Source organism: Chryseobacterium sp. WLY505 (assembly GCF_030846215.1).
GTDB lineage: Bacteria > Bacteroidota > Bacteroidia > Flavobacteriales > Weeksellaceae > Chryseobacterium.
The window spans coordinates 32,404-56,878 of sequence record NZ_JAVCWI010000010.1 but is presented as its reverse complement, the minus strand read 5'-3'; the positions used below and the strand labels follow the sequence as shown (position 1 = coordinate 56,878).

23 protein-coding genes are annotated in these 24,475 nt (G+C 37.3%); 13 read left to right on the top strand and 10 right to left on the bottom strand.

What is annotated here, in order from left to right; genetic code table 11:
* Positions 1 to 812: 812 nt before the first annotated feature.
* Both RAH34_RS18135 and RAH34_RS18130 read right to left on the bottom strand, forming a co-directional pair.
* On the bottom strand, positions 813 to 1,235 hold the full coding sequence (locus tag RAH34_RS18135) for a hypothetical protein (protein WP_306597050.1): 423 nt from the start codon (positions 1,233 to 1,235) through the stop codon (positions 813 to 815).
* A gap of 95 nt (positions 1,236 to 1,330) precedes the next feature.
* A complete protein-coding gene (locus tag RAH34_RS18130) occupies positions 1,331 to 2,200 on the bottom strand; it encodes a helix-turn-helix domain-containing protein (RefSeq protein WP_306597049.1) in 870 nt (289 codons plus the stop codon).
* A gap of 102 nt (positions 2,201 to 2,302) precedes the next feature.
* Here RAH34_RS18130 and RAH34_RS18125 point away from each other — a divergent pair, with 102 nt between their 5' ends.
* From RAH34_RS18125 to RAH34_RS18110, 4 genes are all read left to right on the top strand, one after another.
* Positions 2,303 to 3,709: an aldehyde dehydrogenase family protein gene (locus RAH34_RS18125; protein WP_306597048.1), complete on the top strand. Its 1,407-nt coding sequence runs from the start codon at positions 2,303 to 2,305 to the stop codon at positions 3,707 to 3,709.
* Positions 3,710 to 3,720: 11 nt separating this feature from the next.
* Positions 3,721 to 5,274, top strand: a complete 1,554-nt coding sequence (locus RAH34_RS18120; RefSeq protein ID WP_306597047.1) for a GMC family oxidoreductase — start codon at positions 3,721 to 3,723, stop codon at positions 5,272 to 5,274.
* A 122-nt stretch (positions 5,275 to 5,396) separates the two neighbouring features.
* Positions 5,397 to 5,819 (top strand): PaaI family thioesterase, encoded by a 423-nt coding sequence (locus RAH34_RS18115; protein WP_089690417.1) that lies wholly within the window; start codon positions 5,397 to 5,399, stop codon positions 5,817 to 5,819.
* 120 nt (positions 5,820 to 5,939) lie between these two features.
* Complete coding sequence (locus RAH34_RS18110) at positions 5,940 to 6,284, top strand: phage holin family protein (protein WP_114821738.1); 345 nt, start codon at positions 5,940 to 5,942, stop codon at positions 6,282 to 6,284.
* Positions 6,285 to 6,335: 51 nt separating this feature from the next.
* Here the strand turns inward: RAH34_RS18110 and RAH34_RS18105 are convergent, their stop codons facing one another.
* The gene (locus tag RAH34_RS18105) at positions 6,336 to 7,202 is read right to left on the bottom strand and encodes a chitobiase/beta-hexosaminidase C-terminal domain-containing protein (protein WP_306597046.1); all 867 of its coding nucleotides are present in this window, start codon (positions 7,200 to 7,202) and stop codon (positions 6,336 to 6,338) included.
* 203 nt (positions 7,203 to 7,405) lie between these two features.
* Here RAH34_RS18105 and RAH34_RS18100 point away from each other — a divergent pair, with 203 nt between their 5' ends.
* Together RAH34_RS18100 and RAH34_RS18095 are read left to right on the top strand one after the other, a co-directional pair.
* Positions 7,406 to 9,400 carry a S9 family peptidase gene (locus RAH34_RS18100; protein ID WP_306597044.1) on the top strand — a complete coding sequence of 665 codons (1,995 nt, stop codon included), beginning with the start codon at positions 7,406 to 7,408 and terminating at the stop codon, positions 9,398 to 9,400.
* Between the two features lie 176 nt (positions 9,401 to 9,576).
* Positions 9,577 to 10,071, top strand: coding sequence for a DNA-deoxyinosine glycosylase (locus tag RAH34_RS18095; RefSeq protein ID WP_306597043.1), 495 nt, complete (start codon positions 9,577 to 9,579; stop codon positions 10,069 to 10,071).
* A 161-nt stretch (positions 10,072 to 10,232) separates the two neighbouring features.
* Here RAH34_RS18095 and RAH34_RS18090 read toward each other — a convergent pair whose 3' ends face one another.
* The 6 genes from RAH34_RS18090 to RAH34_RS18065 form a co-directional block, all read right to left on the bottom strand.
* Positions 10,233 to 11,288, bottom strand: a complete 1,056-nt coding sequence (locus RAH34_RS18090; RefSeq protein ID WP_306597042.1) for a phosphotransferase enzyme family protein — start codon at positions 11,286 to 11,288, stop codon at positions 10,233 to 10,235.
* The gene (locus tag RAH34_RS18085) at positions 11,279 to 12,193 is read right to left on the bottom strand and encodes a sugar phosphate nucleotidyltransferase (RefSeq protein ID WP_306597041.1); all 915 of its coding nucleotides are present in this window, start codon (positions 12,191 to 12,193) and stop codon (positions 11,279 to 11,281) included. Before RAH34_RS18085 ends, RAH34_RS18090 begins: the two co-directional genes overlap by 10 nt.
* A complete protein-coding gene (locus RAH34_RS18080; RefSeq protein ID WP_306597040.1) occupies positions 12,183 to 13,580 on the bottom strand; it encodes a Gfo/Idh/MocA family protein in 1,398 nt (465 codons plus the stop codon). The genes RAH34_RS18085 and RAH34_RS18080 overlap by 11 nt, the downstream gene beginning before the upstream one ends.
* Before the next feature lie 222 nt (positions 13,581 to 13,802).
* Positions 13,803 to 15,338 (bottom strand): hypothetical protein, encoded by a 1,536-nt coding sequence (locus tag RAH34_RS18075; RefSeq protein ID WP_306597039.1) that lies wholly within the window; start codon positions 15,336 to 15,338, stop codon positions 13,803 to 13,805.
* Between the two features lie 55 nt (positions 15,339 to 15,393).
* Positions 15,394 to 16,086, bottom strand: coding sequence for an AIM24 family protein (locus RAH34_RS18070; RefSeq protein ID WP_047433734.1), 693 nt, complete (start codon positions 16,084 to 16,086; stop codon positions 15,394 to 15,396).
* Positions 16,087 to 16,112: 26 nt separating this feature from the next.
* Complete coding sequence (locus tag RAH34_RS18065; protein ID WP_228412022.1) at positions 16,113 to 16,826, bottom strand: hypothetical protein; 714 nt, start codon at positions 16,824 to 16,826, stop codon at positions 16,113 to 16,115.
* A gap of 154 nt (positions 16,827 to 16,980) precedes the next feature.
* On the opposite strand from RAH34_RS18065, the gene queA reads away from it, so the two are divergent.
* The 7 genes from queA to RAH34_RS18030 all read left to right on the top strand — a co-directional run bounded on the left by queA (position 16,981) and on the right by RAH34_RS18030 (position 23,843).
* On the top strand, positions 16,981 to 18,030 hold the full coding sequence (gene queA / locus RAH34_RS18060) for a tRNA preQ1(34) S-adenosylmethionine ribosyltransferase-isomerase QueA (protein WP_034696367.1): 1,050 nt from the start codon (positions 16,981 to 16,983) through the stop codon (positions 18,028 to 18,030).
* 133 nt (positions 18,031 to 18,163) lie between these two features.
* On the top strand, positions 18,164 to 18,415 hold the full coding sequence (locus tag RAH34_RS18055) for a four helix bundle protein (RefSeq protein WP_306597095.1): 252 nt from the start codon (positions 18,164 to 18,166) through the stop codon (positions 18,413 to 18,415).
* 32 nt (positions 18,416 to 18,447) lie between these two features.
* Positions 18,448 to 19,482 (top strand): 23S rRNA (adenine(2503)-C(2))-methyltransferase RlmN, encoded by a 1,035-nt coding sequence (rlmN, locus tag RAH34_RS18050; protein WP_114821746.1) that lies wholly within the window; start codon positions 18,448 to 18,450, stop codon positions 19,480 to 19,482.
* 74 nt (positions 19,483 to 19,556) lie between these two features.
* Positions 19,557 to 20,507, top strand: coding sequence for a sterol desaturase family protein (locus RAH34_RS18045; RefSeq protein ID WP_114821747.1), 951 nt, complete (start codon positions 19,557 to 19,559; stop codon positions 20,505 to 20,507).
* 323 nt (positions 20,508 to 20,830) lie between these two features.
* Positions 20,831 to 21,739 (top strand): hypothetical protein, encoded by a 909-nt coding sequence (locus RAH34_RS18040; RefSeq protein WP_306597038.1) that lies wholly within the window; start codon positions 20,831 to 20,833, stop codon positions 21,737 to 21,739.
* 72 nt (positions 21,740 to 21,811) lie between these two features.
* On the top strand, positions 21,812 to 22,789 hold the full coding sequence (locus tag RAH34_RS18035; protein ID WP_034696374.1) for a polyprenyl synthetase family protein: 978 nt from the start codon (positions 21,812 to 21,814) through the stop codon (positions 22,787 to 22,789).
* A gap of 259 nt (positions 22,790 to 23,048) precedes the next feature.
* On the top strand, positions 23,049 to 23,843 hold the full coding sequence (locus tag RAH34_RS18030) for a hypothetical protein (protein WP_306597037.1): 795 nt from the start codon (positions 23,049 to 23,051) through the stop codon (positions 23,841 to 23,843).
* 210 nt (positions 23,844 to 24,053) lie between these two features.
* On the opposite strand, the gene RAH34_RS18025 is transcribed toward RAH34_RS18030, so the two are convergent.
* Positions 24,054 to 24,347 (bottom strand): hypothetical protein, encoded by a 294-nt coding sequence (locus tag RAH34_RS18025; protein WP_114821750.1) that lies wholly within the window; start codon positions 24,345 to 24,347, stop codon positions 24,054 to 24,056.
* Between the last annotated feature and the right edge of the window lie 128 nt (positions 24,348 to 24,475).

The window sequence follows — 24,475 nt, the reverse complement described above, 5'->3', positions numbered from 1 at the left end:
GGATTCGAACCCATGATTTTTCAATACTAGGTTAAGCGTATAGATTATTTAATATCTGGATTCCTACGGAATGACAAACTGTATGGATAAACTATGCGTTGTATTTGTCATTCCGCAGGAATCCCGCCTTACACTTTTGTAGCTATCATGTAACCATAATCCATTTTATCGGAGATAAAATCCTTGCGTTTTACAATATAAAGCTTAGGACGAAACTAGCGCCTTTGCATTTTCCAACCAATCTATACAGAGGTTTCTACGGAATGACAAAGTGTACGGATAAGTTAAGCATTGTATTCGTCATTCTGAAAGAATCCCACATTACAATTTTCTAGCTATCATTTAACCATAATCCATTTTATCGGAGATAAAATCTTAGCGTCTTAAAACATAAAGTTTTGGACAAAGTTTGCGTCTTTGCGTTTTTCAACCAAGCAATGCAGAGATTCCTATGGAATGGCAAAGTGTACGGATAAGTTAAGCATTGTATTCGTCATTCTGAAAGAATCCCACATTACAATTTTCTAGCTATCATTTAACCATAATCCATTTTATCGGAGATAAAATCCTAGCGTCTTAAAACATCAAGCTTAGGACAAAATTAGCGCCTTTGCGTTTTCCAACCTATTAGACATAGTTTCTTTCAGAATGACAAGCTGTACGGATAAACTGTGCGTTGTATTTGTCATTCAGCAGGAATCTAACCTTATACTTTTCTATGCAGTTATTATTTACAAATATTCCCACTGAATACGTAAAAATTCACTTCTTCCGGAGGGGTGGCGAAAATTCAAAGAATTTTCGGGGTGGTTTTACCGGAACAATTTCTCATACCAGGCTCCGACATCACTTTTAATCTCCTCATGATGCTTGCACAAAATCATTGCAAGGTCAAGCTCAGACCTTTCAGATTGATAAGGATTCAATGTAAGAAACCCAAAGAAATTCCCATCCTGATCCAGAATCGCCGGAGGATAAGAAGCATAAGCATTCCACGGAGAGTAAGGACCATAAGTGCTTCCGTAGTTTCCATAGGTATTCCAGATAGATTTTGAACTCAATGCATTTCCATAATCACTGAACTTATTCCATATCGAATTTTTATCAAAATTATCACAGTTTAAGCATCCCAGATACTGATCCTGATCTGCGCCGCCATACAAATGCAGAGTTTGCGCATAAAAGATACAGTATAAGAAAAGACTTAAAATAATGAACACTTTTTTACAGTACATAAAATAATTACTTTATTGAATAATGATAACTGCCGGAAATAAAAAGACAGATACTAACCTCCATCTTCCTTTCTTCCATCTTCCAGCCTTATCTATCAATCTATTTTAAACTTTTTCGGTGATTTTCCAGTGATCTGAGTGAATTTTCTGTAAAAATACTCCAATGTATTAAAGCCCGATTCAAAACAGATATTCTTAATCCCGATTTCAGGATTGCTGATCAAAAGCTGCTTGGCGTGTTCTATTCTCAACTGGATAATATATTCTACCGGAGTACAGTTGTAGGAATGCTTAAACTTTTTAAAGAGATTGGCTTCACTCATTCCTGCGATCACAGAAAGTTTTTTGATGGTAATCGGTTCTCTGTAATTTTGTTTGATAAAATGAACCACTTCCTGAAGTCCGTTCTGCACATTTTCTGTCTTGTCAGAATACAACAAAATATGCTTTGCATTGGTCTTCATCAGCTCATAAATCAGTTCTTTCAAACTTAAGCTTAAAAGAAAATCCGAAGTATTATGAAGATTTCCGTCAATTCTTCTGTTATAAAGATTGGTAAGGCTTCTCCATAAAGACTCATCCGAGCTTACGAACTTTTTTACTGCATTTTCTTTCATCATAATTCCCGTTCTGTCCCAGTCCGGATGCCAGTTTTCAATCACTTCGGAGAATACACTGTCAATATATTCCTGTTCAATATTCAATACCAGACATTTCGTGGGTTCTTTGAAAATGGGATGGATATCTATGCTCAGTTCCTTGTTACAGGGCGGAATAAATACACTTCTTTCATTAAACTCAAAAGTTTCATCCTCACTGCGAATAATCTTATTGCCACTCAACATTAGCGTGATGACAGGCTTTTCAAAATAGAAAGGAAAATCATGACAAACTACATTCGTTTCAAATACATTCAATTCACCAAAAGGAATGCTGAAAACAGTTCTTTCTTCGATCTTTTCCATGATAGGTAGAGTTTAGGTTAAAAAAAATAGAGAATAGGTAAATGATTTATATCATGTTATTGCCATTTTCGAACTACGTAAAATACAAAATAATTTAAAACAATGGAAAATACATCAGCAGTCAAAGAAACCCATACTCCAGATACCCGGTTTTTATCCCTAAATCCTTCTACCTTAGAGGTTATAGGCGAAGTAACCAATACTTCCCGTGAGGAGATTGATACCAAAATTGAGAAAGCAAAAAAAGCCCAGAAACTATGGGCAGCAAGGCCGGATGCAGAAAGAAAAGACATTTTATTAAAAGTAGCGGAAGCTTTACAGCAAAATTCACAACACCTTGCAGAATGGATCACCCGAGAGCAGGGAAAACCGTTGAATGGTCCTGGAGCTAATTTCGAAATGCAGGCTTGTGTAGGCTGGACACAAGTTCCGGCATCATTGGATTTACCCGAAGAAATTGTGTTTGAAGACGAAACCAGAAAAGATGTTTTATACAGAAACCCGATTGGAGTGGTGGCCGCCATTGCCCCTTGGAACTGGCCTTTGATGATTGCGATCTGGCAGATTATTCCTTCATTGAGAATGGGAAATGCAGTCATCATCAAACCTTCGGAATATACCACTTTCTGCAGTCTGGAAATGATAAAAGTGATCAACAGTGTCCTTCCTGAGGATATTTTGCAGGTAGTTACCGGCAGAGGAGAAGTAGGTGGTTACCTTACCTCACATTCTGAAATTGGAAAAATTATGTTCACAGGTTCCATCGCTACAGGAAAAAAAGTCATTGAGGCTTCTGCTAAAAATATGGCCCGATTAACCCTTGAATGTGGTGGAAATGATGCAGGAATTATTTTGCCCGGACTTGATGTCTCTAAGTATATTGATGGAATTTTCTGGGGAGCCTTCTTGAATATGGGGCAAACCTGTGCCTGCTTAAAAAGGCTATACGTTCATGAAAATGATTACGAAAAAGTCGTTAAAGCATTGGCAGACTATTCTTCCAATATTCCAATGGGTAACGGAGCGGATGAATCCAGCGTTTTAGGGCCTATCCAGAATAAAATACAGTACGATAAAATTCAGGATCTGATTCTTGATGCTGAAAATATGGGAGCAGACTTCATATTCAAAGGGCAAAAACCTGATCTGGAAGGCTATTTTATTCCGGTAACTCTGGTTGGAAATGTAGATAACGGAGACAGAATTGTAGACGAAGAACAGTTTGGTCCTGTGTTACCAATTATTAAGTATAAAACGTTGGAAGAAGCCATCAGTAAAGCCAATGATTCAGAAAACGGACTCGGAGCTTCCGTTTGGAGTGATGATCCTGACGAAGCTCAGAAAGTAGCTGCACAATTGGAAGCAGGAACCGTATGGATCAATCAGCATGGCGCTATTCACCCGTTTGTTCCCTTCGGAGGGGCAAAACAATCCGGTTATGGAGTAGAATTCGGAATAGAAGGATTGAAAGCAGTCACAGTTCCTAAAGTCATCAGCATTAAAAAATAAAGTTAGAACTCATGAAATACGATTTTATAATTGTCGGATCCGGTTCGGCAGGCGCTGTAATAGCTAGCAGATTAAGTGAAAATGAAAATATAAATGTCCTTTTACTGGAGGCAGGTCCCGATGATAAAGTTTCTGAAGTGGAAGAACAAGCCGGCTGGCCTGCTATATGGAATACCGAAAGAGACTGGGCTTATCATACCGTTGCGCAGGAGCATGCAGGAGGAAATGCAAGATACTGGCCCCGTGGTAAAACATTGGGTGGTTCAAGTTCCATCAATGGAATGATCTACATCAGAGGGCATCAGCAGGATTATGATAGTTGGGCCTATAAAGGATGTGTGGGCTGGGACTGGGAAAGTGTTCTGCCTTACTTTAAGAAATCAGAAACCCATGAAGAAGGTGAAGATGAGATTCATGGAGGGGAAGGACCGCTTTATGTAAGCCGTATCAAACATCCGAATGCCATTTCAATAAGTGCTATTGAAGCCTGTAAAGAATTGGGCTATCCTTTGACAGATGATTTTAACAAAGAAATCTGGGGTGCAGGTCTTAATCATCTCAGTGTAGGAAAAGACCATAAAAGATGTTCTACGGCAAAAGCATTCTTAGATCCTGTGAAATCGAGGCCTAATCTGCATATTCATACCAATGCGCTGGCTCAGAAACTGATTTTTGAAGAAAACGAATGCATCGGAGTTAAGTATTTGAAAGACGGTGAATTAGTAGAGGTAGAAGCAGAAAAAGAAGTGATTGTATCTTGCGGAACTATAGAATCTGCCAAACTTCTGATGCTTTCCGGAATTGGTGATCAACAGGAACTGGAATCTGTAGGAATCCCAGTAGTAAAAGACCTGAAAGGAGTCGGGAAAAACCTTCAGGATCATCTTTTGGCAAGTGTTATTTTTAAAGCTAAAAAAGAAATTCCTGCTCCGGAAGCCAATTTATTGGAAGCTCAATTATTCTGGAAGAGTAGAGAAGAAATGACTTTCCCGGATCTTCAGCCTTTATTTATGGGACTTCCTTACTACAGCCCGGGATTCACAGGGCCGGAAAACGCATTTACATTCTGTGCAGGATTTATAAGACCTGCCAGTAAAGGATATATCAAACTGACTTCTTCCGTTCCTTCCGCTTCACCAGAAATCAATCCGATGTATCTTTCTGAAGAATCTGATCTGGAAGCCCTTTACCAATGTGTAGAAATATGCCGTGAAATGGGAAGAACAGAAGCTATGAAAGAATGGAATGACGGTGAAATCTATCCCGGAGAAGGAAAAACAAAAGAGGAAGTGATAGATTATATCAAAAAATCATGTTCCACCTATCATCATATGACCGGAACCTGTAAAATGGGAATCGACAGCCATTCTGTAGTAGATCCGAGGCTGAAAGTATATGGAATAAAAGGATTAAGGGTAGCAGATGCATCCATTATGCCGGATGTGGTTTCCGGAAATACCAATGCACCTACCATTATGATTGGTGAAAAAGCCGCCGATATGATCAAAGAAGATCATCATCTGAAAGCGTCCGGTTCATCTGAAAAGTTATCGTTTGTTGTGTAAGAAGGGTTAAAAACCTTGAAAAGAAGCCGTTTCATATGTATGGAGCGGCTTTTTAATGAAAAATTGAAAGATCATTGAGATAAAGAAGGCTGTAGCACTTACCTTTGTTTAAAATAAAATTCATGACACCAGAAAAAAAGAAACTCATTACAGACAGCTTCGGCCGTTCGGAAACCTTACAGTTTTATAAAGCAGAACTGCTGGAAGTAGAAACAGATTTTATATCCATGAAAATCCCTAAAATGGAAATGATGACCAGAAAAGCAGGAATGTTCAACGGTGCAATGATCGCCTCTCTGGTGGATGTTTCTTCAGGATACGCTGCTGTGAGCCATTATCCGGAAGACTGTTATGTTGTGACCGTTGAATTGAAAGTGAATTATCTTCGTCCTGCCATGGGTGACGCTTTGGTTTCGAAATCTTATGTCATCAAAGGTGGTGGAAAAATTGTTGTGGTGAGAACGGAAATCTATGTTCAGACGGAAGGTTCTGATTCTGAAAGCCATGTAGCCACTTCATTAGTCACCATGATGAAAATAAAATAAGAGATTAAGAGGAAATAAAAGGCAAAATATTCCTTCAATAAAGGGTTTCAAAGCATTCTTTTTTTCCGGAATGGAATAGCTTTTGCTCAACAAACCCCATAAACATTAAAAAATATCACAATGAACTTAATTATCCGACTATTTATTACGGCAATTGTTGCTTATCTTTTAACTAAAATCTTACCTGGAGTTCAGTTTGAAGGATTTTCTTCAGCGATCATCTTTGCGATTGTACTTGGGGTTCTTAACATATTTGTAAAGCCTATTTTAAGTCTGTTCGGCCTTCCGTTGACCATTCTTACCTTAGGATTCTTTGCGCTGGTAATTAATGCCGCAATTGTCCTGATTGCAGACTATTTTATAGACAGCATGGTGGTAGATGGCTTCTGGTGGGCATTTATCTTCAGTATCTTATTATCAATCGTAACTTCACTGGCGAACTCTATGTTCTCAGATGGAGATTAATTAAATCATAAAAGATCAAAATAAAGGAATCCGCTCAACGAGCGGATTCCTTTATTTTTTAACGAACTTCAGTAACACCAGATCTCCTTTCGAATCTTTAAGCTTTAGAAAGTAATTTCCTGAAATAAGCTGACTAATTAAAATTTCTTTCACAAACTGATCTTTTAAAATCACTCTTCCGTTCATATCTATAATTTCATATTCATTGAAATTCCGGTCCGTATTTACTTTTAAAATATCTGAAACAGGGTTCGGATAAACTTTGATTAAAACGCTGTTATTTTTAGAGACTGATTCATTAGACGCTAAAAATAAGCATGAAGGCGGAGTGGTTATGACCCCATCCGTAAAATCATAATACAAAGTACTTCCCATCGGAATCAGATTGGTGCTGACAGTGGCAGGAATATTTTCAAATAGAGTACAGTTATTAAAACGGACATTGGCAGTTTCAAAATCTCTTGTAGTCTTATACCATGATTCACACCCTGCAGGTTGCATCACAACTCCGGGCCAGAAGGTATCGATTGCAAATCCGTCTATAGAATTGGGACTCACCATATCAACCATTACACAGCTTCCTGAAGCCCATGTAGAAGGAACTTTAAAATAAATAGCAGCAGTAGGAATACTTCCTGTGTAATACTTTTTACTGATTACAGGAGACGAACTTCCTTGTCCGTTAACAAGAAATGCCTTGATCTCTTTATTCTGATCAATAGAAATCTGCACATTATTTACAGCAGAGGAAGAACTAATTGTCGGAGTGCTTCCGTCAGTGGTATAATAAATGGTCCCGTTTCCATTAATAGTGACTTGATAAGGATTATAATAATGATTGGGAAAAGGACTCATCGTAAGCTGTGAAAAAAAGAATGAAGACACGCAAAGTGAAGAAAAAAGTATAAATTTTTTCATATTAAATGGGTATTAGTTTATTTCTGGTAAAACTAATAAAGTTTTGTCATACATAAATCAATTATTTTTCAACTTTAAAAACTTAATGTTAATTCTTTCGTCCGTTTTTATTTTAAATATTAACTTTGGCAATCTTTGAATTTAATAAAAGGATGTAGAAAATCAACTGATTTTGTGCCTCCGTTAAAAATGAATATCAACATATGAAACTTAAGTACAGCCTGCTGGCTTTGGCAGCTCCGCTTTTAATGAATGCACAACAAGTAATGACGCCTGAAATTCTTTGGACTTTGAAAAAAGTTGGGGTACAGGCAGTTTCACCAGATCAGGGTTCTCTTATCTACAAAGTAGGGCAGGTAGACCTGAAAACAGAGAAAACGAAAAATGAAAACTATTTTCTGAATGTTCTTAATAACCAGTCTTCCAAAATTGATTTCGGGAAAAAAGCCCTTATTCAGTGGGATAAAAACGGAATCTACGCTCAGGAAGGAGATAAAATCTATCTTTCTAAAGATGCCGGAAAAACCTGGACAGAATTTTATACCATTGGTGAAGCAGACAATATCGTAATTTCTCCGGATGGGAAGAAAATTGCTTTCAGCAAGCAGGTATTGGTAGAAAAAGTGATGGGGAAAGATAAATTCACTGATACTCCTAAAACGACAGCACAGGTATACACAGACCTGAACCACAGACACTGGGATTATTTCAATGAAGGAAAATACAACCATGTATTTGTAGTGAATGCTTCAGATAAAGTAGAAGGAGCAAAAGACCTTTTGGAAGGAAAAACCTGGGATTCTCCTCAAAGACCTTTCGGTGGTGCTGAAGACTTCATCTGGAGTCCGGATTCTGCCCAGCTTTTATATGTTACAAAACCTAAAAGCGGTAAAGAATATTCTACAAGTACCAATACAGATATCTTTGCTTACGATCTGGCATCAGGTACAACCAAAAACCTTACAGAATCCAACAAAGGATATGATGTAAACCCTAAGTTCAGCCCGGACGGAAAATCTTTAATCTGGCAGAGTATGGCCAGAGACGGATATGAAGCGGATAAAAATGATGTGAAAATCTTAGACTGGAAATCAGGGAAGACAACTAACCTTACTTCAGGTTGGGACGAAAGCGTTTCAGGAGATGTGCTTTGGGGAGCAGATTCAAAAACAATCTACTTCACAGCAGCATTCAGAGGGACGAAACAGCTTTTTGCTTTGGATTCAAAATCAGCAAAAGTACAGCAGATCACCAAAGGAGATTTTGACGTCAACGAAATCTTTACAGACAATAAAACTTCACTTTTAGTAGGAAGAACAGACGTAAACCATGCTACAGAATTATTCTCTGTAAACGTTAAAAATGGGGAAATGAAGCAGGTAACTGAAGCGAACAAAGATACATACGCTAAGTTAGCTCAGGGGAAATCTGAACTTAAAATGGTGAAAACTTCAGACGGTAAAGAAATGGGCGTATGGTTCCACTATCCACCAAACTTTGACCCGAACAAAAAATACCCTACTTTGGTGTACTGCCAGGGTGGTCCACAGTCTGCGCTTACTCAGTTTTTCAGTGTAAGATGGAACTTTGCTCTTATGACAGCTAACGATTATATCGTAGTGGCTCCAAACAGAAGAGGAATGCCGGGCTGGGGAACAAAATGGAACGAAGAGATTTCAAAAGACTGGGGCGGACAGCCAATGAGAGATTATCTGGCAGCAACAGACTTTGCGAAAACTTTACCTTATGTAGATGGTGACAGAGTAGCAGCTGTAGGAGCGAGTTACGGAGGATACAGTGTATTTATGTTAGCCGGAATCCATGAGAACAGATTTAAAACTTTCATCGCTCATGATGGTTTATTTGACATGAAATCCTGGTATCTGACTACGGAAGAGCTTTGGTTTGCAAATTGGGATCTTGGTTCTCCATGGGAAAAACCACTTCCAAAAGCCTACACAGAATTCAACCCAAGCAACTTTGTAGAAAAATGGAACAAGCCTATCATGATTGTTCAGGGAGGAATTGATTTCCGTGTTCCTTACGAGCAAGGTCAGGAAGCTTTCCAGGCTGCAAAATTAAGAGGATTAAAATCTAAACTGGTATACTTCCCGAACGAAAACCACTGGGTACTTCATCCACAAAACGGATTGGTATGGCAGAGAGAATTCTTCGACTGGTTGAAGGAAACTTTATAGACAGACAATATAAGATATCAATAGGAGCGGGCTTTAGCCCGCTTTTTTTATAATCAAAAATCCAACGGCTTTAGCCAAAACCTAAATAAACTACGTTGGGTTCAGCAAATTAAATTCAGGCTCCCGGCTTCCAGCCTAATTAAAAATTAAAATAAATTAAATCAATATATTTGAAGATGCAAAACCGTATTTCTTCATTTCCCCCTCTTATTGATATCCAATCTGAAATTCTGATTCTTGGCTCAATTCCCGGAGTGAAATCATTGGAAAAGCAGCAATACTATGCTCATCCTCAGAACAAATTCTGGAAAATTATTTTTGAATTGCTGCAAGAAGAATTTACAGAGGATTACTCTAAAAGAGTTGCAACGATAAAGAAACATCATATTGCCCTCTGGGATGTCATCGATTCCTGTGAGAGAAAAGGAAGTCTGGATTCTGAAATAAGAAATGAAGAAGACAATCAGATTGCTGAATTGTTAGAAGAACACCCAAATGTTAAAGCCATTTTTTGCAATGGTGGAAAGTCATACAAGAACTTACAGAAACTGCTCGGAAAAGATTATAAATTACCCATTTTTTTATTGCCTTCCACAAGTCCGCTTCATACCGTTTCCTTTGAAAAAAAGCTGGAAGAGTGGAAGAGGGTTCTGGAGTTTTTGGGTGATTAGGAGTTCTGGAATTCGGGATATTGAGTGGGAGAGTGGGAGAGTTTGAGAATAAGAGAGTAAAAACATATTCTTACAAAATGGCAAAGTACATAGGTAAGTAAAGCGTCCTATCTGCCCATTTCGTAGAAATTTATGCACTTACAAACTCAACCCTCAAACCCTCAAACTCTCCGACTCTCAAACCCATTAGCTCCCAAGTATTCTCTCAATCCCTTCAACAGTTCCAGCTGGTTTTTTGTTCTGTCCAGATTGTGTTCAGGATGCGTGATAGAATAGTAGGTACTTCCATTCAGATAATCGGTTAAGAAACGAAGTTCCTGAATATAAATAGCGACTTGTGCCGCATAATCAAGATTCCCGTATTCTTCAGGCGTCAGTTTTTCTTTTAAATGAAATAGAAATCCTTCTTTTACAACTTTATACATTTCAGGGTTGAAATTGTTTTGAGCTGTCCCGTCATCTTCCTGTGTTGTATTGGTGTAGGACTGAATCATGGTTCCAAAATCATACAGAATAGTAGAAATCATCATGGTGTCGAGATCAATCACAGCTAATGGATTGTGATTCTGATCAAAGAGAATATTACTGATTTTTACATCGGCATGAATAATTCTTTTAGGAATCTGATTGTTTTTCTCCATTTCAATCCATCGGTCAGGTAAGGACAAAAGCTGGTTGGTGATTTCTATTTCAGCCCTGGCGCTTTCTTTCAAATAAGGCTCTGCATTTTTTAGGGAATCTCTATAATCTGCAACCCTCTTCTCAAAATTGAGAAAATTGGGAAGAGAATCTTGAATGGCAGGTAGTTTTTCAGTATTTACCGTATTGAGAAAATAACTGAAGGTTTTAGCCGCATCAAAAGCGGTCTGTAAGGAGGGAGCAGTAAGGAATGTCGTGCTGTTTTCTACAAAACTTAACATACGCCATGGCTGGCCATTTTTATCTTTTACCAGAATTTGACCGGTAAGAGAAGCAATAGGTTCTATAATTTCAAATTGATAATGATTAGACCTGAGCACTTCATTGATCATTAAATGGTTGTTAACGACCACTTCCGGCTGTTTAAAAACATGATTGTTGATTTTCTGCAGAATAAACTTTTTCCCCTGATCTTTATTCTCCAACAGATAAGTGGTATTGATCAATCCATCCGTAATAGGAGTGAGGTCATAATTATTCGTAGTTATAAATTCAGCAATGATATCATTTAGCTCCATAAATCTTCCGGGTATCTGTTATTTTTAATCTCTGAAGTCAGAAAATCTATAATTTCCTTTTTATCATCAGCATAGGTAACTCCCATCCATCGGGATGGAGAGGCTTTCACTTTTACTTTGACTCTGTTTTCGTCCATCATTTTCTGTACTGCAGAAGGAATGTAAAATTCCTGATTGGGTAGTGGGTCAGATTCAATGAAATCATAGAAATAAGCTTCCAGATAACAAAAAATGTGAGGATGGAAAATAAAAAAGTTCATGGATACCAATGTTTCGGGATCTAATTTTATATTTTCTCCGTTTTCAACATAAATGATGGAATGATTGATTTTTTGAATAGAAGTTTGTTCCTCTACTTTAATCAGATAATTTTCAGTATCCAACGTACATATTCCTCTTGCTACAGCACCGTTGCCACTCAATGTTGTACCCACAGGATAAGCAATCATCCCTAATTGTGTATCTGAAATATAATGATGGTTAATTTCATCAGCAGCCAGTTGATAGGCTTCTTTTCCGTAGAAATCATCCGCATTGATCATCACAAAAGGTTCCTGTATTGAATATTTGGCGCAAAGTACGGCATGAGCAGTTCCCCATGGCTTCTCACGATCAGGATAATCGAAGCCTTCCAGTGAAATAGGAATGGTGTCTATCTCCTGATATACCCAAATCAATTCAAAATTTTTAGCTTTTGAAATGCCGTTAAGCCTTTCAATATAACTTTCAGGAATCAGTTTGTTGACAATAATAACTACTTTTTGGAAACCGGCTTCCAGAGCATCAAAGATAGAATACTCAAGAATCGGCGAAGCGTTATCAAGTATTCCGTCTATTTGTTTAAGTCCTTTGTACCTAGTGCCTAACCCGCCTGCTAATATGAGTAATGTCTTTTTAGAACTCATCGGTCATTCCAAATACAGGTTTACGGGTTTTCCATTTTCCATTGGTGAAATCAGGGATATCAACTACCTGACCGCCTTTGGCAATAGACTCTTCACTCAATGGGGTTATAGAATACCATAGGGCAAGATCATATACATCCATCGGGAATTCTATATTTCGTTTGATACATTCAATAAAAGTATTCATTACAAAGAAATCCATCCCGCCATGTCCGGCTCCTGCAGCAGTAGTTTCAAACTTCTTCCACATCGGATGATCATATTCTTTCATCCATTTTTCAGTATTATCCCAACGGTGGGTATGGTTCATTGTTTTTTCAAAATAGATGTGTCCCTGGTCGAAATCTCCCCATCCGAAATCCTGCCACAATCCCTCAGTTCCCTGAACTCTGAAACCAAGGTCATAAGGTCTTTGTAAGCTTGTATCATGAGTAAGAAGGATGGTTTCTCCATTGGCACAGGCAATCTGTGTAGTTACAATATCTCCCTGGTTGAATTTTACTTTCGCACTAGGATGGTTTTCTCCTCCTTTGGGATGTTCAACAATATATTTATGAAGGCCTACAGATTTTGATGAGAATGAAGAAAGCCTCGTTAAACGATTTCCTCGGTTGATATCCATCATCATCGCAACCGGACCTAATCCATGGGTAGGATAAAGCTCTCCATTACGTTTTACATAATGCTCGGTTCTCCATTTTGCTTCACTGAATCCTTTTTCTCCAAATTCAGCCCCGGAATTGTATGGAGTAACTCCGTCATTGAAAAGAACACCTCTCAGATCATGCTGATAACCACCTCTTCCGTGTACCAGTTCCCCGAACATTCCTTTACGGACCATATTCAGGATGGCCATAATATCTCTGCGGTAACATACATTTTCCATCATAAAGATAGGAACTTTCGTTTCCTCATATACCTTTACAAATTCCCAGCAGTCCTGAAGCTTTATCGCTCCGGAAACTTCCATGCCCACTATTTTTTTAGCACGCATAGCTTCCACCCCTTGAGTAAGATGCCATTCCCATGGAGTTGCAATGACAACAGCGTCTATAGTTTTTAATTTTAAAAGATTTCGATAGTCATATTCTCCGTTGGAAAACTCCTGAGCAGCCGGTTTATTATTGTCTTTTAAGATTTTTTGAGACGCGGCAAGCATTCTTTTCTCCGGATCTGCAAATGCTACAATCTCTACATCATTACGTTTTGCCAGTAATTTTACATGCTCCTGACCACGAAGACCTACGCCGATAAAACCGACACGGACTTTTTTATCTGTTTTAAAATCATTGGAATAAGCAAATAAAGAATTGGGTAAAACCAATGCTCCAAAGCTTGCTAAAGCTGCGGTCTTGAGAAAGTTTCTGCGGGAGTTACTATTGTTCATCTATTTTTTTTCTTAAATATATTAAAACTTTTGTAAATCCCGATAAAGTGATAGATATTAGGAGAATGAAGTAATAGAGGTGGTTGGTGAGAATTTGTAGCTTGTTGGATTTTAAAGTTGAACGGTTTTGTAGTTATTAAATTATTGATTATTAATTTTCACTTTTTTCTTGGTTTTGCTCATTTATATTTTTTTTACATATTTTGTTATATGCGTGAAAATTTATTGATTGATCCAGGCTTTTCTTAATGCAATTTGTTTTGAATCGGGGTTGGAAACAGGAGTTACCTTTCCGGTAGCTTCATCATAGTTGAATCCTGCTTTTTCCAGATACTCTTTTAAAGGAATAGGCTGAGTGCCTTCTACGAAATCTCTGAAAAAAGTACGTATATCAGGATAGGTCATTTTGGTAATCTCATCAAAAAGTTCATCATCATTAAAATATTGACCTGCTCCATATTTTTTCATAAGCATCTGCATCAGATCCTGAGTTCCCATTTTCCCGTTAGAAAGTTCTCTCAGTCTTATGTCCAGACACAAGCCGATTAATGCTCCTTTCATATAAAAGTTCATGTACTGGTCCTGCCTTTCCATAGATTTTTTACTCATTTCTGTTAAAGATAGAGTGTTGTCAAATGCTTTCATGCCATTGATCTTTTCTTCCAGGCTTTTTTCAAAATCTTCCAGACTGATCATTTTTTGTTTGATAGGCATATGAATGGTCGCATATTCCGTCATCCCTTCATATAACCAAAGGTGTTGAGACATGACAGGATTCAGGAAATCATAATGCTGAATTTCTCCTGAATGAATGTTGAGCGGGGTGACAACATGGAAAAATTCGTGAGAAGCAACCCTGTTTAAAGCATTTGGAAGAAACTTCATACTTCCGGAACGGTACAGGCAGACTGTGGAGTGGGAATGTTCAAGTCCGTCTCCTAAAAATCCATTCTCATTGGAAGATTCATAATAAATCAGAAAAGCATATTTGTTGACGGGTAATGTTCCACCAAGATAAGCCTGCTGATTTTTCAGAATATTTTCTATTTCGTGGGCAATCGTTTTGGAGTAATGTCTTTCCTTTTTGTTGTAGAACGATACAAGCACTTTGGTATGGCCTATTTTCAACCACGTGGTATCAGGAACGGAATATAAAACGGGAGAATCTACCAGCTCACGGTAATCCTTTGCCCAAACCATATCCGTATTTTTATTTTTCTGCTGATAATCTAAAGCAGAAGATGCGTAGAAATCCTTATTCTTTGTAACGGTAATCTGATAAGGAATATCTTTCATTTCTTCAAAATATCCCACTAAAGAATTATAGTTGATGACAAAAACGCTGTCTTTTATAAACATGCTGCCGGCAGATCTTGCCTCATTAGATTCTTTTTCAAGAGAATCCCATCCATCGGCTACCTGATAAGATATTTTCTTTACACGATTAAGATCATGTACCATCCAGCTGTTTTTATCCAGACGTTCGGTTACTACTTTTTTACCGTTTTTATCGGTGGCGGTGAAATCAGAAATATATTGTCCGAAATTCATAGCCTGATAAAACCCGGGTACCAGTTTGGGAATGATAAATTTGCCCTGCTTAAGATTGTTCTTTGGAGGCGAAAAAGATACCCGGACTTCATCATTGGTCATATGAAGAAGATCTATAGAATATTCGTAATTTTTCTTTGAAGTCTGAGCAATCATTAGGTTGGGAAGTATAATGACTGCGAAAAATAGCTTGATAAGGGTCTTCATTGGCTGCATTTTAATGATTACGAATATTTTAAATCAATTCTATAATTTGTCTGTTTTATTTTTCCATATAGTATACCTCTTCATACGGTTGAATCAGTACCCATCCGTGCCCTGAGAACTTCATCTGAAACTCTTCACCGCTTCCTCTGCCGATAAGGCTTTTGAAAGAAACATTCGTTTTCAGTTCCGGGCTTAAGTTTCCGGACCATGCCACAGTAGCATTAGGATCTGTAAAGACAGGAGTATCGGGAGTTACAAGTAAAGTTAAAGGATCACCGTGAGTAGTAATGGCGATATGTCCCGTTCCTGAAAGTTTTGCCTGAAAAAGCCCTCCGGACATCATCCCTGCAATACTTTTAAGCATGGTGATATCACTTTTTACACTTTGTTCATGGGCAAGAATATCATTTCCGTTTACACATACAGATTCATTATTCAGATAAAGAATACGGACTTTCTTACCGGAATCTGCAACATATAGTTTTCCGGTTCCTTCTGCTTTCATCAGCCTGGCACCTTCACCGCTGATCGCTTTCTTCAGAAGATTTCCAAGTCCTCCGGAAAGCATTCCCTGTCTTTCAAAATTGATATTTCCCACATAGCTTACCATACTTCCTCTTTTGGTCCATACCGCCTGATTATTAAGGTTGATTTCCAGAAGATGTTTCGTTTCCAGTTCAAAATAATCTCTTTGCTGCGGATTCTCTTTCGTTTCGTTGATAAATGCTTCAATCGAATATTTACTCATAATGATATTTTTTAATTATAGTGTTATTACTTTAGTTTGTCGAGTTTATACTCTCTTTTGTTACTTTTAGGATTCAGATCTACAAATTCATACGTTTCAAAACGGGCAAGTCTGGCTTTGAACATTTCAGTTGCTTTTTCCAGTGACCAGGTTTTGGGATAATGAAAACCTTCAAATTCAGCATTGAAAATCTGCGCTTTGAAATCATGTGAAAATTCATCATCACCCGCATAGGTCAATGCTATTTTACCCGTCCATGCAATATCATATCGGTTATTATCTGTTTTTGAAAACCGGATCTGATGTCCCGCACAGCTGTCATGTCCCAGCAGATAGATGTTGAAGGCAAGGTCATCATCATCAAAATGGTTTTCAGAAGGGAGATCATTACTGAAAAGATCATTTTTAACAACGGTATCGAAATCTAGTTTTTCATCAAGATTGTTAATTCTGATGCCTCTTTGTTCACCCCAATAGTTGGACGAAAGTGTACAGGCATGGTAGTTTCCCCATACAATTTTGGAGTCCCAGTCGGACAGATCTTCGTCTTCTTCTTCACTGTTTTGATCATCATTGGCGTAATAATTTTCAGTTTTTAAATGAAAATCAAACCAGATAAATCCATATTCATCAATTCTTCCACTCCAGCTGAAAGTTTCAATTTTGTGGCCATTAGGATACGGATTATCAATGAAGTATATTTTACTTACAGATTCCATGTTGAATTTTAATTTTTCCAAAAATACTCTTTTTATGCCTTGGAAATCCCCGTAAAATCACGGTTTTATATTTGATTGTAAATAATACTTGACAAAGGGGTGTTCAATGTCGTATATTTGCACTCCGAAAATTACACCTTGTAATTTCAATAATTTTTAAACCGTAATTTAAAAAATGAAAACATCAGATTTTAATTTTGATCTTCCTGCGGAATTATTAGCAGAACACCCATCAGAGCACAGAGACGAAGCGAGATTAATGGTACTTGATAGAAAAACACAAACTATCGAGCACAAATTATTCAAGGATGTTGTGGATTATTTTGATGAAGAAGATTTGTTCATCTTCAACAATACAAAAGTTTTCCCTGCACGTCTTTACGGAAATAAAGAAAAAACAGGTGCGAAAATTGAAGTTTTCTTATTAAGAGAGCTTGATAAAGAAACAAGAGTTTGGGACGTTTTGGTAGACCCTGCAAGAAAAATCAGAATTGGTAACAAATTATTCTTCACAGAAGATGAGTCTTTGGTAGCTGAGGTTATTGATAACACGACTTCAAGAGGAAGAACATTAAGATTCTTATTCGACGGTTCTTACGACGAATTCAGAACGAAATTGAAAGAATTGGGAGAAACTCCACTTCCAAAATATATCAAAAGAGCAGTAGAGCCGGAAGATGCAGAAAGATATCAGACGATCTATGCAAAAGTAGAAGGAGCAGTAGCTGCCCCTACAGCAGGTCTTCACTTCTCTAAGCATTTGATGAAGAGATTAGAGATCAAAGGAATCAATTTTGCTGAAGTTACGCTTCACGTAGGTTTGGGAACATTCAACCCGATTGAGGTAGAAGATCTTTCTAAGCATAAAATGGAGTCTGAAGAGATCATCATTGATGAGAAAAATGCTGCCATCATTAACAAAGCGGTAGAATCTCACAGAAGAGTATGTGCCGTAGGTACTACTACAATGAGAGCATTGGAAACTTCTGTTTCTTCAAACAAAAAAATCTCTGCTTTCAACGGATGGACAAACAAATTCATTTATCCTCCTCACGATTTCGGAGTAGCCAACTCAATGATCACGAACTTCCACACACCGAAGTCTACTTTGATCATGATGATTGCTGCATTTGCCGGAAGAGATTTCGTAATGCATGCTTATGAAGAAGCTGTAAAAGAAAAGTATAAATTCTATTCTTACGGTGACGCAATGTTAATTCTATAAAAAAAGTAAAAAGAGCCAAGTTAAAGGTAATACAAGTAGAAATGAGACAAAATGATTTACTTATCAGAACTTTTACATTTGGAGTTAATTGTCTTAAGTTTTTAAGAACACTCCCCAATGATTCTGAAAGTAAATTAATAAGATTTCAACTCGGGAAATCAGCTACTTCAATAGGTGCTATGAAGAATCCCAGGCAGGATCTTCTAAAGCAGATTTTAAAAATAAAGTAAAAATTGCTTTAAGAGAAGCTAGAGAAAGTCATTTCTGGCTTCGGGTTTTAGAAGAACTGGATGGTTATGATTCTGAGGAATTTAAAGCTTTATTGAATGAAAGTAACGAATTGAAAAACATTTTGGCTGCAATAGTTAACAATACTCAACTTTAAACCTTTTACTTTTAACCTGGCTCTTTAATATTATGAAAGATATCCGTACATTATCATTAGACCAGCTTAAAGACTACTTTGTATCTTTAGGAGAAAAGCCGTTTCGTGCGAAACAGGTCTATGACTGGCTATGGAGTAAAAACCTCCATTCGATTGACGAAATGACGAATCTTTCCAAATCACTTCGTGAGAGAATTTCGGAAGAATATACCATTAATCCTGTTTCCGTAGACCTTCTTCAGAAAAGTTCTGACGGAACCATCAAAAACGGAGTGAAACTTCATGACGGGCTGATGGTGGAGTCTGTTCTTATTCCTACAGAAACAAGAACTACAGCCTGTGTGTCTTCACAGGTAGGATGCTCATTAAACTGCGAATTCTGTGCTACAGCAAGACTGAAAAGGATGAGAAACCTTGAAGTCGCTGAGATTGTAGATCAGGTAGCCCTGATTGACAGCCAGAGCAGAATGTATTTCGACAGACCACTTTCCAATATCGTATTTATGGGGATGGGAGAGCCGATGATGAATTACAAAAACGTAGTGGAAGCCATCAAAAAAATTACCCAGCCGGAAGGTTTGGGAATGTCTCCAAGAAGAATTACCGTTTCTACATCCGGTATTCCTAAGATGATCAAAATGCTTGCTGATGACGAACTGCGTGTGAAGCTGGCTTTATCCCTTCACTCTGCTATCGAATCCAAGCGTAATGAGATCATGCCTTTCTCTGATAAATTCCCGTTGACGGATATTATGGAGGCTCTTCAGTACTGGTATCAAAAGACAGGTTCTGTGATTACTTTTGAATACTGCGTATGGAAAGGAATCAATGATGGGGACGAAGATATTAAAGCTTTAATCAGATACTGCAAACAGGTTCCTTCAAAAGTAAATCTTATCCAGTACAACCCGATCGGAGATGGAAAATACGATCAGTGCAACAAACAGGCAGAAGAAAATTACATCCGACAGCTTGAAAATGCAGGGGTAACGGTAATGGTCAGAAGAAGCCGTGGTGGTGATATTGATGCCGCTTGCGGACAGTTAGCCAACAAAACAACAGATTAAAATTTCCTTAAAAAAAGCCTAAAACTTTCTTAAAAAATAGGTTAAAACCCTACCTTTGCACAAATTATTTTGTGATGATGGATTTTCTTATGAGCGAGGATGGGCTGGAAAATGTGTATGCATGGGCTATTCCGTTGCATGCTACTGTTATTTTAGCTGAAATGATTTACAGCCACGTTTCGGAAGCTAAGTTATATAGTGGAAAAGATCTTGCCACCAATGTTTATCTTGCATTGATGAACTTTGGTCTTGACCTTATCATGAAGGCATTTGCCATGGGAGTGATGTTTTTCTTTTACCATCACAGGATTTTCTCATGGGATCTTAGCATCTGGTATTTGCTGGTTTGTTTTATAATCACAGACTTTGCTTATTACGTATTACATTATGTAGACCACCGTTCCAGAGCATTCTGGGCAGTTCATATTACCCACCACAGTTCAGAATATTTTAACCTGACAACAGGATTCAGAAGCCCTGTATTACAGCCGCTTTACAGATATTTATATTTTTCACCGCTGGCATTTTTAGGATTCAATCCATGGCATATCATGGTGGCTTATGCGATCGGGCAAGTGTATGGAACATGGGTACATACGCAAACTGTGAAGAGTATGGGGTTCTTGGAATATATTTTGGTAACCCCTTCCCACCACCGTGTGCACCACGCATGTAATGTAAAATACCTGGATAAAAACATGGGAATGTGTCTCATTATCTGGGATAAAATATTCGGAACCTTTCAAAAAGAAGATCCGAATGTACCCGTGAAATATGGAATCTATCCAAAAATGCCGGATAACAGACCAGATACTGTTCTTTTTTATGAATGGAGAAAAATCTGGAAAGATCTGAAGCAGCCTGGATTAAAGTTCACAGACAGAATCAATTATATTTTCAATTCACCTGGATGGAGACATGACGGAACCGGAAAGACGGTAAGACAATATCAGAAAGAATATTTTGCCAGGCAGGCCAGAAAGAAAGAACAACAGCAAAATCAGAAAGAGCAGAAAACTGCTTAACTTCTGATTTAAAATCAATAGAAATCTAAGTGAAAAGCAGGCTATTTTGGTCTGCTTTTCTTTTTAAGAAGAGAATAAGCAAAACAATAAATCTCTTCAAAAATCCAGAATTTTTTCCCATTGACTATATACAATATTTAGATTCTTTGGAATGACAAACAGGAAGCTTAATTTATCCATACACTACGTCATTCCATAGGGGAATCTACATGCTCCCCTCAAACCCGCATCCCGAAACCCGAATCTCATATCTTACTCAAACTCTCCAACTCTCCAACTCAATACCCACATCTCACCTCAGAATAAAACCCTACTTTTGTCTTATGAAAAAACTCTTTCTGATTATTGCTCTTTTCGTTGGTCAATCTGCATTTTCTCAGCAGACCGATTTTCTGAAAATAAAAAAATACAGAGTTAATTATCTGGATGACAAGATTGAGGAAACCTCAGGACTGAATATTTTAAACGGTAAATTATATACATTCAACGACAGTGGAAATACTGCCGAGCTTTTTGAATTGGATAAAAAGAGTGGCGAAATTATCAGAACACTGAAAACCAATTTAATCAACACAGATTGGGAAGCACTAGCCAATGATGGTGAGAATTTCTACATCGGAGATTTCGGAAATAATGCAGGAACAAGAAAGGATCTCATGATTTACAAAGTTCCTTACGAACGTCTTGATATGTCTAATGTAACTAAGATTCCTGGTTCAGAAAGGGCTTTAGATGGAACATCTATTTCTTTTTATTATCCTGAACAGACCGAATTTATTTCTAAAAATATAAAGAACGACTTCGATGCAGAAGCCATGATTTATCTGAATGGGAAGCTGCATATATTTACCAAAGAATGGGCTTCTAAGGCCACTTCCCATTATGTCGTAGACCCTGAAATGTCAGAGCTTCAAAAAGCAGAAAAAATAGAAACCTATAAAACAGGTTTTGTGGTTACAGATGCCTCTTATTTTGATAAAAAGCTTTATTTGGTGGGATATACCAGGAAAACAGAAGTCTTTTTAGATATTTTTACAGAAACAGAACCAGGCATATTTTTTAAAGAAAAACCAAAGCATTATTACCTTGGAACTGCGCTTGCATTAGCACAGATTGAAGGGATAAGTGTAGATGAAACGGGAATTTATATTTCAGGAGAAAAGTTCAGGTCTCCATTGGGAACTACAAAACCTTCATTTTATTTTATCCCGAAAGCTCAACTCAAAGATTAATTTACCTTAAAATTGAGCGAAAAAAATTATCTTTGTGAGAATTAATAATTATTCACCCAGCATTCGCAGATTGTGGCAAATACAGTAGAAGAGATTAAACGACCGATCAATGATGAAATGAAACTTTTTGAACAGAAGTTTTATGAGTCAATGCAGAGTAAAGTAGCTTTATTGGATAAAGTAACCCGTTTTATTGTGACCACCAAAGGAAAGCAGATGCGTCCTATGTTTGTGTTTCTTTGTGCCAAACTGGTGGGTGAAGTGACAGAAAAAACGTATCGTGGTGCTTCTATGATCGAGCTGATCCACACTGCTACTCTGGTACATGATGATGTGGTGGATGAAAGTTTTAAACGTCGTAATTTCTTTTCAATCAATGCTTTGTGGAAAAATAAGATTGCAGTTCTGGTAGGAGATTATCTTTTATCTAAGTCAGTTTTATTATCCACAGACCACAAAGATTATGACCTGCTTGGGGTGATTTCCAGAACGATTCGTGAAATGTCTGAAGGAGAACTTCTTCAGCTGGAGAAAGCCAGAAAACTGGATATCACGGAAGAGGTGTATTATGAAATTATCCGCCAGAAAACAGCTACTTTGATCGCTGCATGTTGTGAAATAGGCGTTCTTTCCAATAATGCAGACGAAGCTCTTGCCAAAAAGATGATGGATTTCGGTACTTTTACCGGAATGGCATTCCAGATAAAGGATGACCTTTTCGATTATTTAAGTTCGAACGTGATCGGTAAACCGGTAGGGATTGATATTAAAGAACAGAAAATGACGCTGCCTTTGATTCATACCTTAAAGATTGCCAGTGAAAAAGACAGAAAGTACTATTTCGATACCATAAAACGATATAATAACAATCCTAAGCGTGTAAAAGAGCTTATAGAATTTGTTAAAAGTTCAGGTGGATTGGAATATGCTATTACCATCATGAAGGATTTCCAGCAAAAAGCCAAAGATATTCTGAATGAATTTCCGGATTCTGAAGCAAGGAAATCGTTACATATTATGCTCGATTATGTCATTGAGCGAAAATTCTGATGTTGATGTTTTTTTAGCATTCTGATTTTTTTATTCACTTATTTTCCGTTATTCCCGTGTGGTATGTAAATTTTTCATTATTGGAGAAAAAACAGAGCTATCTTTCAATAATTCAATCAGTTGTGATTAATGGTATTTTTTTATATTAGTAAATTGCTGTAAACTAATATTTTGCAATATTCAAATAAAGTGGTTGTTAACAATTCATTGAGGTTCTATATAATTTTTGTTAATTTGTCCTAAGAAAAAACAACAAATAATGAAAAAAATTCAGACAATGATGATAGCGTGTGCTATCAGTTCAGGTTTCATCACGTATGCACAAGTGGGAATAGGTACTCAGAATCCCCAAACAACTTTTCATATTGACGGTTCTAAAGATAATCCTGCTACCGGAGTTCCTTCCGCAGCTCAACAGGATAATGATTTTAGTATAACTTCTACTGCTAAAGTAGGGATTGGTACAACTTCCCCAAGTGAAAAGTTAGACGTAGCTTCGGGAAATGCCCGTATCCGTAATATCAATTCAAATATAGGTATCGGAGGAACAGACAGAGTGGTTGTAGCGGATGCTACCGGAGTACTAAAGACTATAGACTTTACCGCTTATTCGCTTTTTCACGCACGTTTAGCGGCCAACCAGAACATTAGTTCATCAACCATTACTACTTTATTATTCGCTGCGCCTATAGCAACTTCTCCCTTCTATTCCTATAATACCGGAACTGGAGTAATGACTTTTAATCAGGCTGGAAATTATCTGGTAACATTACAGGCAAGTTTTACCAATATGCCTGCAGATACTCAGTTGCTTATTGGTATAAGACCTGTGCCGGATGCTAATTACCTGGGCAGAGGAAGCCATTATAATGCAGTGGCTGCTTCAGGGACAGTAGGTGAGCTGATGAATTATACAACCGTAGTGGTAGCTCCTACAGCGGGATACCAGATTCGTTTTACAGCAGCTCCCAATCAGAATGCTACGATTATTTCAACAGAAACAGGATCTACAGGAAGCGGAAATGTTACCAATGTAACTGTTCAGAAGATATAACTCTACCTTTTATTATAATTAAAACTAAAGTGTTTTGCATATGTTTTCAGGAAACTGAAAATGTATGCAGAACACTTTCTCTTTTATATTCAGAATCTGATATTAGTTCAGTATAAAAAATGAGAATGAACAATTTAATCAATTCTCATGTTTTTATATGATTATCCTTATATATTACCGTCGATTGTTTAATTAAGCGAAAAATTTAAATTAAATAATTTTCAGGGTTACAATAATAACGGCTAGAACTATACAAAATAAAGCGATTAAAAATAAATAATCCGCAATGTTCTCAAACGTAGATTCCCGCTTTCTATTGCTAGTTCTGATCGCCAGAAATGAAAAGAAACAGCTGCAGGCAAAAAGGATACAGGCAAATCCTGCAAATTCGTCCAAATAGGTATGCTGACTGATCTTAGAGATTTTCAGTGAGGTGATAATGAGTAAGGAAAATCCTAAAAGATTGCTGGATGCATTCAAGATGTGGGGAGACTTTTTTTCCATCTTTTACAATTTTTTTCAAAATAAAGCACAATTTTTTTTATTATCAAATTTTTAAAAAAGATTATTAAAAATTAAAATTAATTTAAAAAGTGTATATTAGCAAAATACTTGAAGATTAAAAAACTTTT

Coding starts and splice junctions, on each gene's coding strand:
- RAH34_RS18135 (WP_306597050.1), bottom strand. CDS start 1,235: ATGTACTGTAAAAAAGTGTTCATTATTTTAAGTCTTTTCTTATACTGT.
- RAH34_RS18130 (WP_306597049.1), bottom strand. CDS start 2,200: ATGGAAAAGATCGAAGAAAGAACTGTTTTCAGCATTCCTTTTGGTGAA.
- RAH34_RS18125 (WP_306597048.1), top strand. CDS start 2,303: ATGGAAAATACATCAGCAGTCAAAGAAACCCATACTCCAGATACCCGG.
- RAH34_RS18120 (WP_306597047.1), top strand. CDS start 3,721: ATGAAATACGATTTTATAATTGTCGGATCCGGTTCGGCAGGCGCTGTA.
- RAH34_RS18115 (WP_089690417.1), top strand. CDS start 5,397: ATGACACCAGAAAAAAAGAAACTCATTACAGACAGCTTCGGCCGTTCG.
- RAH34_RS18110 (WP_114821738.1), top strand. CDS start 5,940: ATGAACTTAATTATCCGACTATTTATTACGGCAATTGTTGCTTATCTT.
- RAH34_RS18105 (WP_306597046.1), bottom strand. CDS start 7,202: ATGAAAAAATTTATACTTTTTTCTTCACTTTGCGTGTCTTCATTCTTT.
- RAH34_RS18100 (WP_306597044.1), top strand. CDS start 7,406: ATGAAACTTAAGTACAGCCTGCTGGCTTTGGCAGCTCCGCTTTTAATG.
- RAH34_RS18095 (WP_306597043.1), top strand. CDS start 9,577: ATGCAAAACCGTATTTCTTCATTTCCCCCTCTTATTGATATCCAATCT.
- RAH34_RS18090 (WP_306597042.1), bottom strand. CDS start 11,288: ATGGAGCTAAATGATATCATTGCTGAATTTATAACTACGAATAATTAT.
- RAH34_RS18085 (WP_306597041.1), bottom strand. CDS start 12,193: ATGAGTTCTAAAAAGACATTACTCATATTAGCAGGCGGGTTAGGCACT.
- RAH34_RS18080 (WP_306597040.1), bottom strand. CDS start 13,580: ATGAACAATAGTAACTCCCGCAGAAACTTTCTCAAGACCGCAGCTTTA.
- RAH34_RS18075 (WP_306597039.1), bottom strand. CDS start 15,338: ATGAAGACCCTTATCAAGCTATTTTTCGCAGTCATTATACTTCCCAAC.
- RAH34_RS18070 (WP_047433734.1), bottom strand. CDS start 16,086: ATGAGTAAATATTCGATTGAAGCATTTATCAACGAAACGAAAGAGAAT.
- queA (WP_034696367.1), top strand. CDS start 16,981: ATGAAAACATCAGATTTTAATTTTGATCTTCCTGCGGAATTATTAGCA.
- rlmN (WP_114821746.1), top strand. CDS start 18,448: ATGAAAGATATCCGTACATTATCATTAGACCAGCTTAAAGACTACTTT.
- RAH34_RS18045 (WP_114821747.1), top strand. CDS start 19,557: ATGATGGATTTTCTTATGAGCGAGGATGGGCTGGAAAATGTGTATGCA.
- RAH34_RS18040 (WP_306597038.1), top strand. CDS start 20,831: ATGAAAAAACTCTTTCTGATTATTGCTCTTTTCGTTGGTCAATCTGCA.
- RAH34_RS18030 (WP_306597037.1), top strand. CDS start 23,049: ATGAAAAAAATTCAGACAATGATGATAGCGTGTGCTATCAGTTCAGGT.
- RAH34_RS18025 (WP_114821750.1), bottom strand. CDS start 24,347: ATGGAAAAAAAGTCTCCCCACATCTTGAATGCATCCAGCAATCTTTTA.